The organism is Citrobacter sp. H12-3-2 (genome assembly GCF_009649895.1).
In the GTDB taxonomy this organism is placed as follows: Bacteria; Pseudomonadota; Gammaproteobacteria; order Enterobacterales; family Enterobacteriaceae; genus Citrobacter; species Citrobacter portucalensis.
Window position 1 is genome coordinate 1,536,610 of the sequence record NZ_CP045837.1, and the last position, 15,821, is coordinate 1,552,430.

At 52.3% G+C, this 15,821-nt stretch carries 18 protein-coding genes; 14 read left to right on the forward strand and 4 right to left on the reverse strand.

The genetic code is table 11. The features are described from left to right. Positions 1 to 65: 65 nt before the first annotated feature. From GHC22_RS07275 to hisP, 14 genes are all read left to right on the forward strand, one after another. Positions 66 to 1,079 (forward strand): aspartate-semialdehyde dehydrogenase, encoded by a 1,014-nt coding sequence (locus tag GHC22_RS07275; RefSeq protein WP_153752572.1) that lies wholly within the window; start codon positions 66 to 68, stop codon positions 1,077 to 1,079. Next, positions 1,079 to 1,891 (forward strand): tRNA pseudouridine(38-40) synthase TruA, encoded by an 813-nt coding sequence (gene truA / locus GHC22_RS07280; protein WP_003028142.1) that lies wholly within the window; start codon positions 1,079 to 1,081, stop codon positions 1,889 to 1,891. Before GHC22_RS07275 ends, truA begins: the two co-directional genes overlap by 1 nt. A gap of 24 nt (positions 1,892 to 1,915) precedes the next feature. Beyond that, a complete protein-coding gene (locus GHC22_RS07285; RefSeq protein WP_003028140.1) occupies positions 1,916 to 2,575 on the forward strand; it encodes a DedA family protein in 660 nt (219 codons plus the stop codon). A 149-nt stretch (positions 2,576 to 2,724) separates the two neighbouring features. Further along, positions 2,725 to 3,639 (forward strand): acetyl-CoA carboxylase, carboxyltransferase subunit beta, encoded by a 915-nt coding sequence (gene accD / locus GHC22_RS07290; RefSeq protein ID WP_003834797.1) that lies wholly within the window; start codon positions 2,725 to 2,727, stop codon positions 3,637 to 3,639. 192 nt (positions 3,640 to 3,831) lie between these two features. Further along, entirely contained in the window at positions 3,832 to 5,100 is a 1,269-nt protein-coding gene (gene folC, locus GHC22_RS07295) for a bifunctional tetrahydrofolate synthase/dihydrofolate synthase (protein ID WP_071445209.1), read from the forward strand. Then, positions 5,090 to 5,758 (forward strand): cell division protein DedD, encoded by a 669-nt coding sequence (gene dedD / locus GHC22_RS07300; RefSeq protein ID WP_153752573.1) that lies wholly within the window; start codon positions 5,090 to 5,092, stop codon positions 5,756 to 5,758. The genes folC and dedD overlap by 11 nt, the downstream gene beginning before the upstream one ends. Before the next feature lie 213 nt (positions 5,759 to 5,971). Next, entirely contained in the window at positions 5,972 to 6,460 is a 489-nt protein-coding gene (gene cvpA / locus GHC22_RS07305; RefSeq protein ID WP_003028129.1) for a colicin V production protein, read from the forward strand. A gap of 33 nt (positions 6,461 to 6,493) precedes the next feature. Then, positions 6,494 to 8,011, forward strand: a complete 1,518-nt coding sequence (gene purF, locus GHC22_RS07310) for an amidophosphoribosyltransferase (protein ID WP_003028127.1) — start codon at positions 6,494 to 6,496, stop codon at positions 8,009 to 8,011. A 96-nt stretch (positions 8,012 to 8,107) separates the two neighbouring features. Further along, positions 8,108 to 8,677: a UbiX family flavin prenyltransferase gene (locus GHC22_RS07315; RefSeq protein ID WP_060683492.1), complete on the forward strand. Its 570-nt coding sequence runs from the start codon at positions 8,108 to 8,110 to the stop codon at positions 8,675 to 8,677. A gap of 287 nt (positions 8,678 to 8,964) precedes the next feature. Further along, complete coding sequence (argT, locus tag GHC22_RS07320; RefSeq protein WP_006683634.1) at positions 8,965 to 9,747, forward strand: lysine/arginine/ornithine ABC transporter substrate-binding protein ArgT; 783 nt, start codon at positions 8,965 to 8,967, stop codon at positions 9,745 to 9,747. Between the two features lie 247 nt (positions 9,748 to 9,994). Then, complete coding sequence (gene hisJ, locus GHC22_RS07325; protein ID WP_003028120.1) at positions 9,995 to 10,777, forward strand: histidine ABC transporter substrate-binding protein HisJ; 783 nt, start codon at positions 9,995 to 9,997, stop codon at positions 10,775 to 10,777. A 186-nt stretch (positions 10,778 to 10,963) separates the two neighbouring features. Next, positions 10,964 to 11,650 (forward strand): histidine ABC transporter permease HisQ, encoded by a 687-nt coding sequence (locus GHC22_RS07330; RefSeq protein ID WP_003028118.1) that lies wholly within the window; start codon positions 10,964 to 10,966, stop codon positions 11,648 to 11,650. Continuing rightward, entirely contained in the window at positions 11,647 to 12,354 is a 708-nt protein-coding gene (gene hisM, locus GHC22_RS07335) for a histidine ABC transporter permease HisM (protein ID WP_003028116.1), read from the forward strand. Before GHC22_RS07330 ends, hisM begins: the two co-directional genes overlap by 4 nt. Positions 12,355 to 12,367: 13 nt before the next feature. Next, positions 12,368 to 13,141, forward strand: coding sequence for a histidine ABC transporter ATP-binding protein HisP (gene hisP / locus GHC22_RS07340; protein WP_003028114.1), 774 nt, complete (start codon positions 12,368 to 12,370; stop codon positions 13,139 to 13,141). 33 nt (positions 13,142 to 13,174) lie between these two features. Here hisP and GHC22_RS07345 read toward each other — a convergent pair whose 3' ends face one another. From GHC22_RS07345 to yfcG, 4 genes are all read right to left on the reverse strand, one after another. Continuing rightward, positions 13,175 to 13,690, reverse strand: a complete 516-nt coding sequence (locus GHC22_RS07345; RefSeq protein WP_071845290.1) for a GNAT family N-acetyltransferase — start codon at positions 13,688 to 13,690, stop codon at positions 13,175 to 13,177. 71 nt (positions 13,691 to 13,761) lie between these two features. Then, entirely contained in the window at positions 13,762 to 14,655 is an 894-nt protein-coding gene (locus GHC22_RS07350) for a TIGR01777 family oxidoreductase (protein WP_003834782.1), read from the reverse strand. Positions 14,656 to 14,675: 20 nt separating this feature from the next. Next, positions 14,676 to 15,038 (reverse strand): dihydroneopterin triphosphate 2'-epimerase, encoded by a 363-nt coding sequence (folX, locus tag GHC22_RS07355; protein WP_003028107.1) that lies wholly within the window; start codon positions 15,036 to 15,038, stop codon positions 14,676 to 14,678. A 54-nt stretch (positions 15,039 to 15,092) separates the two neighbouring features. Continuing rightward, complete coding sequence (gene yfcG, locus GHC22_RS07360) at positions 15,093 to 15,728, reverse strand: GSH-dependent disulfide bond oxidoreductase (RefSeq protein WP_020996685.1); 636 nt, start codon at positions 15,726 to 15,728, stop codon at positions 15,093 to 15,095. Between the last annotated feature and the right edge of the window lie 93 nt (positions 15,729 to 15,821).

The window sequence follows — 15,821 nt, forward strand, 5'->3', positions numbered from 1 at the left end:
CTTCTTAATGCTCCCTGTCGAATAATGCGACAGGGACGCTTACGTATTTCTTGGAGTAAATCACCATGTCTGAAGGCTGGAATATTGCCATTCTGGGCGCAACGGGCGCCGTAGGCGAAGCCCTGCTCGATACGCTGGCTGAACGCCAGTTCCCGGTCGGTGAAATTTATGCGCTGGCGCGTAATGAAAGCGCCGGTGAACATCTGCGTTTTAACGGTAAATCGGTCATAGTACAGGACGTTGCAGACTTTGACTGGACGCAGGCACAGTTGGCATTTTTTGTTGCGGGCGCTGAAGCCACCGCCGCATGGGTAGAAGAAGCCACTAATGCGGGTTGCCTGGTGATCGACAGCAGCGGTCTGTTCGCGCTTGAGCCAGACGTTCCGCTGGTGGTTCCGGACGTTAACCCGTTCGTGCTGGCGGATTACCGTAACCGCAATGTGATTGCAGTGCCTAACAGTCTGACCAGCCAACTGCTGTCTGCGCTGAAACCGTTGATTGATGACGGTGGGCTTTCGCGTATTACGGTGACCAATATTATCTCAGCTTCCGCTCATGGCAAAAAAGCGGTGGATGCGCTGGCCGGACAGAGTGCAAAACTGCTTAACGGCATCCCGATTGACGAAGATGATTTCTTTGGCCGTCAGTCGGCATTCAACATGCTGCCGCTGCTGCCCGATCGTGAAGGTAGCGTGCGTGAAGAACGTCGTATCGTTGATGAAGTGCGCAAAATTATGCAGGATGATGGTCTGCTCATCTCTGCCAGCATCGTGCAGTCCCCGGTATTTTATGGCCACGCGCAGATGGTTAATTTTGAGGCCCTGCGCCCGTTGGCGGCGGAAGAAGCGCGCGATGCGTTTTCACGCGGTGAAGACGTGGTGTTGTCGGAAGAGACCGATTTCCCGACCCAGGTTGGCGATGCATCGGGCACGCCGCACCTTTCTATTGGCTGCGTGCATAATGATTACGGTATGCCAGAGCAGGTTCAGTTCTGGTCTGTGGCGGACAACGTACGCTTTGGCGGCGCGTTAATGGCGGTGAAAATTGCGGAAAAACTGGTGCAGGAGTACCTGTACTAATGTCTGACCAGCAACAGCCGTCAACCCATAAAATTGCGCTGGGCATTGAGTATGACGGCAGCAAATATTATGGCTGGCAGCGCCAGAACGAAGTGCGTAGCGTTCAGGAAAAACTGGAAAAAGCGCTCTCTCAGGTGGCGAATGAACGCATCAATGTTTTTTGTGCAGGACGCACGGATGCGGGCGTTCATGGCACTGGGCAGGTCGTGCATTTTGAAACCACTGCCCAGCGTAAAGATGCGGCCTGGACACTGGGGGTAAATGCGAATTTACCTGGTGACATCGCCGTGCGCTGGGTTAAAGCTGTACCCGATGATTTTCATGCCCGATTTAGCGCCACGGCTCGCCGTTATCGCTACATCATCTACAATCATCGGTTGCGCCCTGCTGTTTTGGGTAAAGGGGTAACCCATTACTATGAACCGCTGGACGCTGAGCGTATGCATCGTGCGGCCCAGTGTCTGATTGGCGAAAATGATTTTACCTCGTTTCGAGCGGTGCAGTGTCAGTCGCGCACGCCGTGGCGAAACGTGATGCACATTAACGTCGAACGTTTCGGTGCATATGTGGTGGTGGATATTAAAGCGAATGCCTTTGTACATCATATGGTCAGGAATATTGTCGGCAGCCTGATGGAAGTTGGCGCCAACAACCAGCCGGAGAGCTGGATAGCAGAACTGTTAGCGGCAAAGGACAGAACGCTGGCAGCGGCAACGGCGAAAGCGGAAGGACTGTATCTGGTTGCGGTAGATTACCCGGACCGGTTCGACCTGCCAAAACCGCCTATGGGCCCGCTATTTCTGGCGGACTAATTTGAGTCGTATAAAGGCAAAACTATGGACCTGATTTACTTTCTTATCGATTTTATCCTGCACATTGATGTGCACCTGGCGGAGCTGGTTGCGGAATACGGTATCTGGGTATACGCCATTCTGTTTCTGATCCTGTTCTGTGAAACCGGGCTGGTGGTGACACCATTCCTGCCAGGGGATTCGCTGTTGTTTGTTGCGGGTGCGCTTTCTGCGCTGCCAACCAACGATCTTAATGTTCATCTGATGGTGGCACTGATGATTGTGGCGGCGATTGTGGGCGATGCGGTGAACTACACGATTGGCCGATTGTTCGGGGAAAAACTTTTCAGTAACCCGAACTCCAAAATTTTCCGCCGCAGCTACCTGGATAAAACCCATGCGTTCTACGAGCGTCATGGCGGTAAGACGATTATCCTGGCGCGTTTCGTGCCTATCGTGCGTACATTTGCGCCGTTTGTTGCCGGTATGGGACATATGTCCTACCGTCACTTTGCGATGTATAACGTCGTAGGTGCATTGCTGTGGGTATTGTTGTTCACCTACGCAGGCTACCTGTTCGGCGATTTGCCGATCGTCCAGGAAAACCTGAAATTATTGATTGTGGCGATTATCGTCCTTTCCGTATTGCCGGGGGTGATTGAAGTAATTCGCCATAAGCGTGCTGCGTCACGGGCTGCAAAATAGAAAGTAACTCAGCGGTTCGACCACTTTTTTATCCAAAGTTTCGGGCTGTTATGTTTTAATGTGCAACATTCATGGTCTGTTAGGGGCAAAAATGGCATTATGCGCCCCTTATAACAAAGCTGACTAGGGTTCAGGCAGAAAGGTCACCAATGAGCTGGATTGAACGAATTAAAAGCAACATTACTCCCACCCGCAAGGCAAGCATTCCTGAAGGGGTGTGGACCAAGTGTGATAGCTGCGGTCAGGTTTTATACCGTGCTGAGCTGGAACGTAATCTTGAGGTCTGTCCGAAGTGTGACCATCATATGCGCATGTCGGCGCGCAATCGCCTGCATAGCCTGTTAGATGAAGGTTCTCTTGTGGAACTGGGTAGCGAGCTTGAGCCGAAAGACGTGCTGAAGTTTCGTGACTCCAAAAAATACAAAGACAGACTGGCTTCTGCGCAGAAAGAAACTGGCGAGAAAGATGCGCTGGTGGTGATGAAAGGCACACTTCACGGTATGCCGGTCGTTGCTGCGGCATTCGAGTTCGCGTTTATGGGCGGCTCCATGGGCTCTGTGGTCGGCGCGCGTTTTGTCCGTGCCGTTGAGCAGGCGCTGGAAGACAACTGTCCGCTGATCTGCTTCTCCGCTTCTGGCGGGGCGCGTATGCAGGAAGCGCTGATGTCTTTGATGCAGATGGCGAAAACCTCTGCTGCGCTGGCGAAAATGCAGGAACGCGGTTTACCGTATATTTCTGTACTGACCGACCCAACAATGGGTGGTGTTTCCGCAAGCTTCGCGATGCTGGGCGATCTCAACATTGCAGAACCGAAAGCACTGATCGGCTTCGCTGGTCCGCGTGTTATCGAGCAAACCGTACGTGAGAAACTGCCGCCGGGATTCCAGCGCAGCGAGTTCCTGATTGAAAAGGGCGCTATCGATATGATCGTCCGCCGTCCGGAAATGCGCCTGAAACTGGCAAGCATCCTGGCGAAGCTGATGAATCTTCCCGCGCCGAATCCGGATGAGCCGCGTGAAGGCGAAGTGGTACCTCCGGTTCCCGATCAGGAACCAGAGGCCTGATAGTTTACGCTATGGGTTTCGGGTTGCAGGCAGGCGACAAGAGTGTTAATCCCGATGAACTTACACCGTTAAGTGATTCGGGAGTGCGAGTACAGCCAACACATCTGCAACGTGGAAAACGACGTGTAAAAAAGGGCAGGCCGGTTGGCGCTGCCCTTTTGCTTTTCTCAACGTAAAGAATCTACAGGCATCATGGACAATAAACGTATCCCTCAAGCCGCGTCGCCCCTGGCGTCGTGGCTTTCTTATCTTGAAAACCTGCACAGTAAAACCATCGATCTGGGCCTTGAACGCGTCAGCCAGGTGGCGCGTAAACTGGGTGTGTTGAAACCTGCGCCATTTGTTTTTACGGTGGCAGGAACCAATGGGAAAGGCACAACCTGTCGTACGCTGGAATCTGTGCTGACTGCGGCAGGCTATAAAGTTGGGGTGTACAGTTCGCCTCATCTGGTGCGCTACACGGAACGCGTACGTGTGCAGGGGCGTGAACTGCCGGAATCAGCTCATACCGCCTCGTTTGCTGAGATTGAAGACGCACGTGGTGACATTTCCCTGACTTACTTTGAATACGGTACGTTATCGGCACTCTGGCTGTTTAAACAGGCCCAACTGGATGTTGTTATTCTGGAAGTGGGGTTAGGCGGCCGCCTTGACGCCACCAATATCGTCGATGCCGATGTCGCAGTAGTCACCAGTATTGCGCTTGACCATACTGACTGGCTGGGCCCGGATCGCGAAAGTATTGGTCGTGAGAAGGCAGGGATTTTCCGCGCAGAGAAACCGGCCATCGTCGGCGAACCGGAAATGCCTTACACCATCGCGGATGTCGCTCAGGAGTGCGGGGCGATTTTGCAACGTTGCGGTGTGGACTGGCGCTATGCGGTCACGGAGAACGACTGGTCGTTTACTGATGCTCATGGAACGCTGGCGCACCTGCCGTTGCCGCAGGTGCCACAACCTAATGCTGCAACCGCACTGGCCGCACTGCGCGCAAGCGGCCTTAACGTCAGCGAGCAGGCCATTCGTGACGGTATCGAACAAGCGATTTTACCGGGACGCTTCCAGATTGTGAGCGAGTCACCGCGGGTGATTTTTGATGTTGCCCATAACCCGCATGCGGCGGAGTATCTGACCGGACGTCTGAAAAAGTTAGTGAAAAGCGGGCGTGTACTTGCGGTTATCGGTATGCTACATGATAAAGATATTGCAGGTACGTTGGCCTGGCTGAAAAGTGTGGTTGACGACTGGTACTGTGCGCCCCTGGAAGGGCCGCGTGGTGCAACGGCAGAACAGCTGCTGGAGCACCTGGGCAAAGGCAACGCTTATGACAGCGTGGCGCAGGCATGGGCTGCGGCACTTGCTGAGGCGAAGCCAGAAGATACCGTGTTGGTGTGTGGATCGTTTCACACTGTCGCACATGTCATGGAAGTAATAGACGTGGGGAGAAGCGGTGGCGAGTAAGTTTCAGAACCGATTAGTCGGCACAATTGTGCTGGTCGCGCTCGGGGTGATTGTGCTTCCCGGGCTGCTTGACGGCCAGAAAAAGCATTATCAGGATGAATTTGCAGCGATCCCACTGGTACCTAAACCCGGCGATCGCGATGAACCAGACATGATGCCAGCAGCAACGCAGGCGCTGCCGACTCAGCCGCCGGAAGGGGCGGCAGAAGAGGTGCGTGCGGGTGATGCTGCCGCGCCATCGTTGGATCCATCACGTTTGACGACGGCAAACAGTGCGGAGTTAGATCCTGTCCCTGCGCCTGTGGAACCACCGAAACCTAAACCGAAGCCGCAGCCTGTTGCTGTCGCCCCGACGCCAATGCCGGCACCGACTCCAGCGCCGAAACCGGCCGCTGAGGAAGCGCCAGCCCCAACCGGCAAAGCGTACGTTGTACAGCTCGGTGCATTGAAAAACGCGGATAAGGTCAATGAGATCGTGGGTAAACTTCGTGGCGCGGGCTTCCGGGTATATACTTCCCCGTCAACGCCGGTGCAGGGTAAAATAACCCGCATTCTCGTAGGACCTGACGCCTCCAAAGATAAGCTGAAGAACTCGCTGGGCGAGCTGCAGAAGATCTCTGGTTTGAGCGGGGTGGTGATGGGGTATACCCCTAACTAAGGGATTGCGTTACGTTGCTCTGATGTAGGCCGGACAAGGTGTTTACACCGCCATCCGGCAGTGCCCGAAGAGGCATAAAATCGTATGGCGTTGAAGATTTTTTCAGCGCCATTTTTATTTACGCGTGGAAAGGAAATCCCTACGCAAACGTTTTCTTTTTCTGTTAGAATGCGCCCCGAACAGGACGACAGGGCGTAAAATCGTGGGACACATATGGTCTGGATTGATTACGCCATTATCGCGGTGATTGGTTTTTCCTGTCTGGTTAGCCTGATCCGTGGCTTTGTTCGTGAAGCATTATCGTTGGTGACTTGGGGTTGTGCTTTCTTTGTCGCCAGCCATTACTACACTTACCTGTCTGTCTGGTTTACGGGCTTTGAAGACGAACTGGTTCGAAATGGGATTGCTATCGCGATACTGTTCATCGCGACACTTATCGTCGGCGCTATCGTTAACTTTGTGATAGGCCAACTGGTAGAGAAAACAGGACTGTCGGGTACCGATAGGGTGTTGGGGATCTGCTTCGGTGCTTTGCGTGGAGCGTTGATCGTCGCCGCCATACTGTTCTTTCTCGATACCTTTACCGGTCTGTCGAAAAGTGAAGACTGGGGTAAGTCACAGCTGATTCCGCAGTTCAGTTTCATCATCAGATGGTTCTTTGACTATCTGCAAAGCTCGTCAAGTTTCTTGCCCAAAGTATAAACTTTGGGTCGTTGCTGAACGAGGAAAAGACGTATGTGCGGTATTGTCGGTATCGCCGGTGTTATGCCGGTAAACCAGTCGATTTATGACGCGTTAACGGTGCTCCAGCATCGTGGTCAGGATGCTGCGGGCATCATCACCATTGATGCCAACAACTGCTTCCGCTTGCGTAAAGCAAACGGAATGGTGAGCGATATTTTTGAAGCGCGCCATATGCAGCGTTTGCAGGGCAATATGGGCATCGGTCATGTGCGTTACCCAACGGCTGGCAGCTCCAGCGCCTCCGAAGCTCAACCTTTTTACGTCAACTCACCGTATGGCATTACGCTTGCCCACAATGGCAACCTGACCAACGCGCATGAGTTGCGTAAAAAGCTGTTTGAAGAAAAGCGCCGCCACATCAATACCACTTCAGATTCTGAAATTCTGCTGAATATTTTCGCCAGCGAGCTGGATAACTTCCGCCATTACCCGCTGGAAGCCGACAATATTTTTGCTGCCATTGCGGCAACCAACCGCCAGATTCGCGGCGCCTATGCCTGCGTGGCGATGATTATCGGTCACGGTATGGTTGCCTTCCGCGACCCTAACGGTATCCGTCCGCTGGTGATGGGCAAACGCGATATTGGCGATGGCCGTACCGAGTACATGGTGGCGTCTGAGAGCGTAGCGCTGGATACGCTGGGCTTTGAATTCCTGCGCGACGTAGCACCTGGCGAAGCGGTGTACATCACCGAAAAAGGCCAGCTGTTTACCCGTCAGTGTGCCGATAACCCGGTGAGCAATCCATGTCTGTTTGAATACGTTTACTTCGCACGTCCTGACTCCTTTATCGACAAGATTTCCGTCTACAGCGCCCGTGTGAATATGGGGACTAAGCTTGGCGAAAAAATTGCCCGTGAGTGGGAAGATCTGGACATCGACGTAGTAATCCCAATCCCGGAAACCTCCTGTGATATCGCGCTGGAAATTGCTCGTATTCTCGGTAAGCCGTACCGCCAGGGGTTTGTGAAAAACCGCTATGTGGGCCGTACCTTTATCATGCCGGGCCAGCAGTTGCGTCGTAAATCTGTGCGCCGTAAGCTGAACGCTAACCGTGCGGAATTCCGTGATAAAAACGTGCTGCTGGTGGATGACTCCATCGTGCGTGGCACCACTTCTGAGCAGATTATCGAGATGGCGCGTGAAGCTGGCGCGAAGAAGGTGTATCTGGCCTCTGCCGCCCCGGAAATTCGCTTCCCGAACGTTTATGGCATCGATATGCCTACGGCGACGGAGCTGATTGCGCATGGTCGTGAAGTGGACGAGATTCGCCAGATAATCGGCGCAGATGGCCTGATCTTCCAGGATCTGAACGATCTGATTGAAGCTGTCCGTGCTGAGAACCCGGATATTCAGCAGTTTGAATGTTCAGTGTTTAACGGCGTGTACGTTACCAAAGACGTCGACCAGCAATATCTCGATTTCCTCGACTCCCTGCGTAATGACGATGCCAAAGCGGTGTTGCGTCAGAACGAAGCGGAAAACCTTGAGATGCACAACGAAGGTTAATGTTTGCTCGCAAGCAAGGGCGCAACCTGCGCCCTTGCTTGCAACTCACCGTAATTTCCTGCAAAGTCGGCCCTGAGCAAGTAAGGGCGATTACACATGAAACGACTCATCATTGGTATTTCTGGTGCAAGCGGGGCAATTTACGGCGTGCGCCTGTTGCAGGTATTGCGTGACGTCACTGATGTGGAAACCCACCTGGTGATGAGTGCCGCTGCCCGGCAGACGCTGGCGCTGGAAACGGACCTCTCTGTGCGCGACGTGCAGGCGCTGGCAAATGTGAATCATGATAGCCGTGATATCGCCGCCAGTATCTCCTCCGGCTCTTTTCAGACCGCCGGAATGGTTATTCTGCCTTGTTCAATCAAAACGCTTTCTGGCATCGTCCACAGTTACACCGATGGGTTGCTTACCCGTGCGGCAGATGTGGTGTTGAAAGAACGTCGTCCGCTGGTGCTGTGTGTACGCGAAACGCCGCTGCATCTGGGGCATTTGCGATTGATGACGCAGGCGGCAGAAATTGGGGCGGTAATTATGCCACCTGTCCCGGCGTTTTATCATCGTCCGCAAACGCTCGATGATGTGATTAATCAAACGGTTAATCGCGTGCTTGACCAGTTTGATATTACCCTTCCGCAGGACCTGTTCACCCGCTGGCAAGGGGCGTAAGCCGTTCCATCAGCGTGCAAAGAATCATCCGTTGCCCTGTTTCAGGGCAATTTTGTAACCGCGATCATATCCTCAACATTTAATTCGTTAAAACTCAACGAAACGCTGCGGTTCAACCGCCAGACCTGCTATCTTCAAAATCAGGACATTATTGCAACGTTTTATTAACATATTTAACGTCGAATATCCTCATCGACGTGAAAATGGCATAAGACATGCATGAAAAAGTCTGCAAACACACAACACAACGTAAAACATAATAAAATTACGCCACTTGAGGGTTATGTATGAAGAAGACGGTTCTTGCTTTGTCTTTGCTGGTAGGACTCTCCGCCACCGCGGCCAGCTACGCAGCACTTCCGCAGACGGTTCGTATTGGTACAGATACAACGTACGCTCCTTTTTCCTCTAAAGATGCCAAAGGCGACTTTGTCGGCTTCGATATCGATCTGGGAAATGAGATGTGTAAGCGCATGCAGATCAAATGCACCTGGGTTGCCAGTGACTTTGATGCGCTGATCCCATCGCTGAAAGCGAAAAAAATTGATGCCATCATCTCCTCGCTTTCTATCACCGAAAAGCGTCAGCAAGAGATTGCGTTCTCAGACAAACTTTACGCTGCAGACTCACGTCTGATCGCCGCGAAAGGCTCCCCAATTCAGCCGACTCTGGATTCCCTCAAAGGTAAACACGTTGGCGTCCTGCAAGGCTCTACTCAGGAAGCCTATGCCAATGACAACTGGCGCAGCAAAGGCGTTGACGTGGTGGCCTATGCGAACCAGGACCTCATCTATTCTGACCTGACGGCAGGCCGTCTGGACGCGGCATTGCAAGATGAAGTCGCGGCCAGCGAAGGCTTCCTGAAGCAGCCTGCTGGTAAGGATTACGCTTTTGCCGGTCCGTCGGTGAAAGATAAAAAATACTTTGGTGACGGAACCGGGATTGGCTTGCGCAAAGATGATGCAGAGCTGAAAGCCGCTTTCGACAAAGCGCTGGGCGAACTGCGTAAAGACGGCACCTACGACAAAATGGCGAGCAAATATTTTAATTTTAATGTCTACGGCGATTAATACAGCGGCGTGGGGAATTGACTGCACCATTGCGGGTAACCATTTCGGTGCATAATAAATTCAGTGCACTGTTTTGGTGCTTTTATCGCTGACTTAATAAGCATGAGTGCATACTTAAGCGCTTTTCATGCAAATAAATACCGCCGACAGGGTAGAATGCTTTGCCTTGTCGGCCTGATTAATGGCACGATAACTGCACCTGGTCCTGTAAAGATCCCCTATAAAAGACAGTCTGTTGAGGATAGTTATGAAAAAACTGGTGTTGTCTCTTTCTCTGGTTCTGGCTTTCTCCAGTGCTACCGCAGCATTTGCAGCCATTCCGCAAAAAATTCGTATCGGTACCGATCCTACTTATGCGCCGTTCGAATCGAAGAATGCGCAGGGTGAATTAGTCGGTTTTGATATCGATCTGGCTAAAGAGCTGTGCAAACGTATCAATACGCAATGTACCTTCGTGGAAAACCCGCTGGACGCGCTGATCCCTTCGCTAAAAGCGAAGAAAATCGATGCCATCATGTCCTCGCTTTCCATTACTGAAAAACGTCAGCAGGAAATCGCATTTACTGACAAGCTTTATGCAGCCGATTCGCGTCTGGTTGTCGCTAAAGATTCTGCTATTCAGCCGACCATTGAGTCGCTGAAAGGCAAACGTGTTGGTGTGCTGCAGGGCACTACCCAGGAAACGTTCGGCAACGAACACTGGGCACCAAAAGGTATTGAGATTGTCTCTTATCAGGGGCAGGACAATATCTATTCTGACCTGACTGCCGGGCGTATTGACGCCGCGTTCCAGGATGAAGTTGCGGCCAGCGAAGGCTTCCTGAAACAGCCAGTCGGTAAAGATTACAAATTCGGCGGCCCGTCTGTGAAAGACGAGAAGTTGTTCGGCGTGGGTACCGGTATGGGGCTGCGCAAAGACGATAATGAACTGCGCGAAGCGCTGAATAAAGCCTTTGCCGAAATGCGAGCTGACGGTACTTACGAGAAGCTGGCGAAAAAGTACTTCGATTTTGATGTTTACGGCGGTTAATTACCGCAGGTGCTGATAAAGCCCGTAGATTTTTGACGCGTTGAATTTATGCCCGATGGCACCGCGCTTATCCGGCCTACGGTGATTTTGTAGGCCGGATAAGGCAAGGCCGCCATCCGGCATTTAACGGTTAGTCTGAAATCAAAAGAGGCTTACTACTCCACCACACACGACAGGACAGGCAGCATGTTGTATGGCTTTTCAGGTGTTATTTTACAGGGCGCAATTGTTACGCTGGAGCTGGCACTCAGCTCGGTGGTACTGGCGGTTCTGATAGGTCTTGTCGGCGCAGCAGCAAAGCTGTCGCAAAGCCGGGCAATGGGACTTATTTTCGAAGGGTACACAACGCTAATCCGCGGCGTGCCCGATCTGGTCTTAATGCTGCTCATCTTCTACGGATTACAAATCGCGCTGAATACCATTACCGATGCCATCGGTATCGGCCAGATTGATATTGATCCGATGGTTGCGGGCATTATCACCCTTGGATTCATCTACGGCGCCTACTTTACCGAAACTTTTCGCGGTGCGTTTATGGCTGTACCAAAAGGCCATATTGAAGCCGCGACGGCGTTTGGCTTTACCAGCTCACAAATATTTCGTCGCATTATGTTCCCGGCGATGATGCGTTATGCCTTACCGGGAATCGGCAATAACTGGCAGGTTATTCTTAAGGCTACGGCGCTGGTATCGTTGCTTGGACTTGAAGACGTGGTGAAAGCGACTCAGCTTGCCGGGAAGAGTACCTGGGAGCCGTTCTATTTTGCCGTCGTGTGCGGGGTCATCTATCTGGTGTTTACCACTGTTTCTAATGGTGTGCTGCTGTACCTTGAGCGCCGCTATTCCGTGGGTGTGAAGAGGGCTGACCTGTGATCGAGATTATTCAGGAATACTGGAAGTCCCTGCTGTGGACCGACGGATATCGCTATACTGGCGTCGCTATCACCCTGTGGCTTTTGATTTCGTCAGTAGTGATGGGCGGAATACTGGCACTCTTTTTGGCGATTGGTCGCGTTTCCAGTAATAAATTTATCCAGTTTCCCATCTGGCTGTTCACCTATATTTTTCGTGGGACGCCGCTGTACGTTCAGCTACTGGTGTTTTATTCCGGGATGTATACGCTGGAGATAGTTAAAGGCACGGACTTCCTCAACGCGTTTTTCCGCAGCGGGCTGAATTGCACCGTGCTGGCGCTGACGCTGAATACCTGCGCCTATACCACGGAGATTTTCGCCGGGGCTATTCGTTCCGTGCCTCACGGTGAGATTGAGGCTGCGCGCGCATACGGTTTCTCGTCATTCAAACTGTATCGCTGCATTATTTTACCTTCCGCGCTGCGTATTGCGCTGCCGGCATACAGCAATGAAGTCATTTTAATGCTGCACTCCACGGCGCTGGCATTTACTGCAACGGTACCTGATTTGTTGAAAATCGCTCGCGATATCAACTCGGCAACATATCAGCCGTTTACCGCCTTCGGTATTGCCGCTGTGCTGTATTTGATTATTTCGTATGTCCTGATCAGTCTGTTCCGTAAAGCGGAAAAACGCTGGTTGCAGCATGTATCCTCTAAATGATTCGAGTAACACGATGTCTGAAAATAAATTAAACGTTATCGATTTACATAAGCACTACGGCGAACATGAAGTGCTGAAAGGGGTATCGCTGCAGGCCAACGCGGGTGATGTTATCAGCATTATTGGCTCGTCAGGTTCCGGTAAAAGTACCTTCCTGCGCTGCATTAACTTTCTTGAGAAACCGAGTGCCGGGTCGATTGTCGTCAGCGGTCAGAACATTGGTCTGGTGCGCGACAAAGACGGCCAGTTGAAAGTTGCGGACAAAAATCAGCTACGCCTGCTGCGTACGCGTCTGACGATGGTCTTTCAGCACTTTAATCTGTGGAGCCACATGACAGTGCTGGAAAACGTCATGGAAGCGCCGATTCAGGTGTTGGGGCTGAGCAAGCAGGAAGCTCGCGACCGTGCGGTGAAGTATCTGGCTAAAGTGGGCATTGATGAGCGCGCACAGGGCAAATATCCGGTGCACCTGTCCGGTGGTCAGCAGCAGCGTGTTTCCATTGCCCGTGCACTGGCGATGGAACCGGAAGTGTTATTGTTTGATGAACCTACGTCAGCGCTTGATCCTGAGCTGGTGGGTGAAGTGCTGCGCATTATGCAACAGCTGGCTGAAGAGGGGAAAACCATGGTGGTGGTGACCCACGAAATGGGGTTTGCCCGTCATGTTTCCACGCACGTGATTTTCCTGCATCAGGGGAAAATTGAGGAAGAGGGTGACCCGGAGCAGGTATTTGGTAATCCGCAAAGCCCGCGTTTGCAGCAGTTTCTTAAAGGATCGCTGAAATAAGTCAACAGCCCGGAGGCGTTACGCTTTCCGGGCTTACAATTTTAGCGCGTCGCGCTCCAGCCGAAACACCCAGTCGTCGTAGGCGATGCCGTCAATCTCATACGCCTTTTCCAGTACCTGCGTACGTACAAAGCCTGTCTTTTCCAGAATACGGATTGAACCCTTGTTATCCGCCAGCGCGTATGCGTTTATCGCCGTCACACCTGCATGCTCGAAGGCATACTGGCACACCGCGCGCACGGCTTCGCTGGCAATACCTTTCCCCTGAGCCTGTGGCATGATGGCGTAGCCGAGGTCGGCTTCCTGCGGGTAAAGATGGCTGATTTGCAGACCAATATCGCCAAGTGGCGTCGGGCTGTTATGTTCGCGGATGACGAAAGTGTGCTGTGCGGCCAGACGTCTGGCGAATAACAGCCGCGTATCTTTCGCCGGGGCGATGTTGCCCATATAGCGCATGACTTCAGGACATTCACGGAGTTTCTGGAAAAATGACCAGTCAGAAAATTGAAACAAAGAGAGGGTAAGTCGGGGAGTCGATATTATCGCCATAACGTCGCCATTGCGGAAATCTGGTCTATAACCTTACCACCACAACGGCGACTGTGAATAGTGCATAGGGATTATCGGATGACATCCGCCAGCGCTTCTTCTAAATCGTACCAGCGAAACGTAAAACCGGAAGCTTCCAGGCGTTTGGGCAATGCGCGTTGTCCACCAAGGACCAGTACTGACGATTCCCCCATCAGCAGTCGCATAGCGGTGGCGGGAACGCGCAGAATTGCAGGGCGGTTCAGAGCGTGACCCAGCGCGTGGGCAAACTGCTCATTGTGCACCGGGTATGGCGAAACCATATTGAAGGGACCACGTAGATCGTTATTCAGCAGCCAGATAATTCCGTTGACCATATCATCAACATGGATCCAGGCCATATACTGGCGTCCGTTACCGATCGGGCCGCCTAAGCCAAGACGAAACGGCGGGACCATTTTTGCCAGAATGCCGCCTGCTGAGGCCAGTACCACGCCGGTACGCAGCATACACACGCGGGTTTTGTCGCTTTGCGCAGTGCTGGCAATTTGCTCCCAGCGGGCGCACAGCTTGTGGGTAAATTCGTTATGCGGTGGCTCTTCTTCCGTAACCACAACTTCGCCCAAATCGCCGTAGTAACCGGTAGCGGAACCGGAGATTAACACTGAGGGCGGCGTCTCGCTCGCATTGATTAAATCGACCAGTTTCTGCGTAATGCCCCAACGGCTCTGGCACAAGCGTTCCTTTTGCTGTGCGCTCCAGCGCTTATCTGCAATAGGCTCTCCGGCAAGGTTAATCACGGCATCAATATTATTGAGATGTTGCCGCTCTTCCAGTCCTTTCCATAACGTGACCCGAGAGTCGAGAATCTGACGAGCCTTATCAGGGGTACGTGTCACTACGATTATCTGATGCCCCAGTTCCAGCAGGCAGGGGATCAGATGACGTCCAATCAGGCCAGTACCGCCGGTAATCAGAATCTGCATGTCGCCTCCCGGGTTACGTTTTAGCGCTGCCAGCTCAGCGTCATTGATACTGAGTCGGCGTAACGCAATGCGTGAAGTTTATCTATCTCGACTTCAGCATAAGTGACCCAGTGATGTTCGCGTGCGATATCGAGCACATCTTGAGTTAATTTTTCTAACAATGAGAAGCGGTTACCCTCCACGTGGGCAATGATGCTTTTGGTTATAGTGCGGTAATTCAGCGCGTCGTTGATATCTTCGCTGGTACGCGCTTTGTCTGCCGGATAGTGAATGGCAATGTTGATGACGATATCCTGTCGGTTAAGGATCTCCTCTTCTTTAATGCCGATAAAGGTGCGCAGACGAAGGTTTTTTATACGAATAATGGCGTCAGGTTGTGACATTGCAGGTTTCCTCCATGTATGAACCTCTGCATGATACACGAGAACCGAATTGCGTCACCGCTTCTCACTCAGTGCTTGCTGCATGGCGCGTTCCGTGGCGGGACGCGTACGGATGCGTTCGTGCCAGTTATTGACCGCCGGGTAATTGTCGAGGTCGATGCGCTGACGCTGATGGGCGTGGATCCACGGCCAGCAGGCAATGTCAGCAATGCTGTAGTGATCGCCTCCCAGCCAGGGTGATGTTTCCAGACGTTTATTCATCACGTTGTACAGGCGCTGGGTTTCAACCTGGTATCTTTCAATAGCGTAAGGGATCGTTTGCGGAGCGTAATGACTGAAATGATGATTCTGCCCCAGCATGGGACCCAGACCGCTGACCTGCCAGAACAGCCACTGCAGTGTGGTGTGGCGTTCGCGTAATTCACCGCTAAGCAGCTTACCGCTCTTCTCCGCCAGATAGAGTAAAATTTCTCCGGACTCAAACAAGCTGATGGGCCTTCCGCCATCTTCCGGCGCATGATCGATAATGGCCGGGATTTTATTGTTCGGCGAGATCAGCAGAAAATCGGGGCGAAACTGGCTACCTTTGCTGATATCGACATGAATCAGACGATATTGCAGCTGTGCCTCTTCAAGAAACAGCGTGATTTTGTGACCGTTTGGCGATGGCGTGTAATAGAGATCGATCATTTTCAGCATCCGTTTTGTCATGAACCGGGTCATTACAAGTATAGAGCCTGTTGGCGTGCGTGAGTTTTCATCAAGTGACAGCGAGAGAAAGAC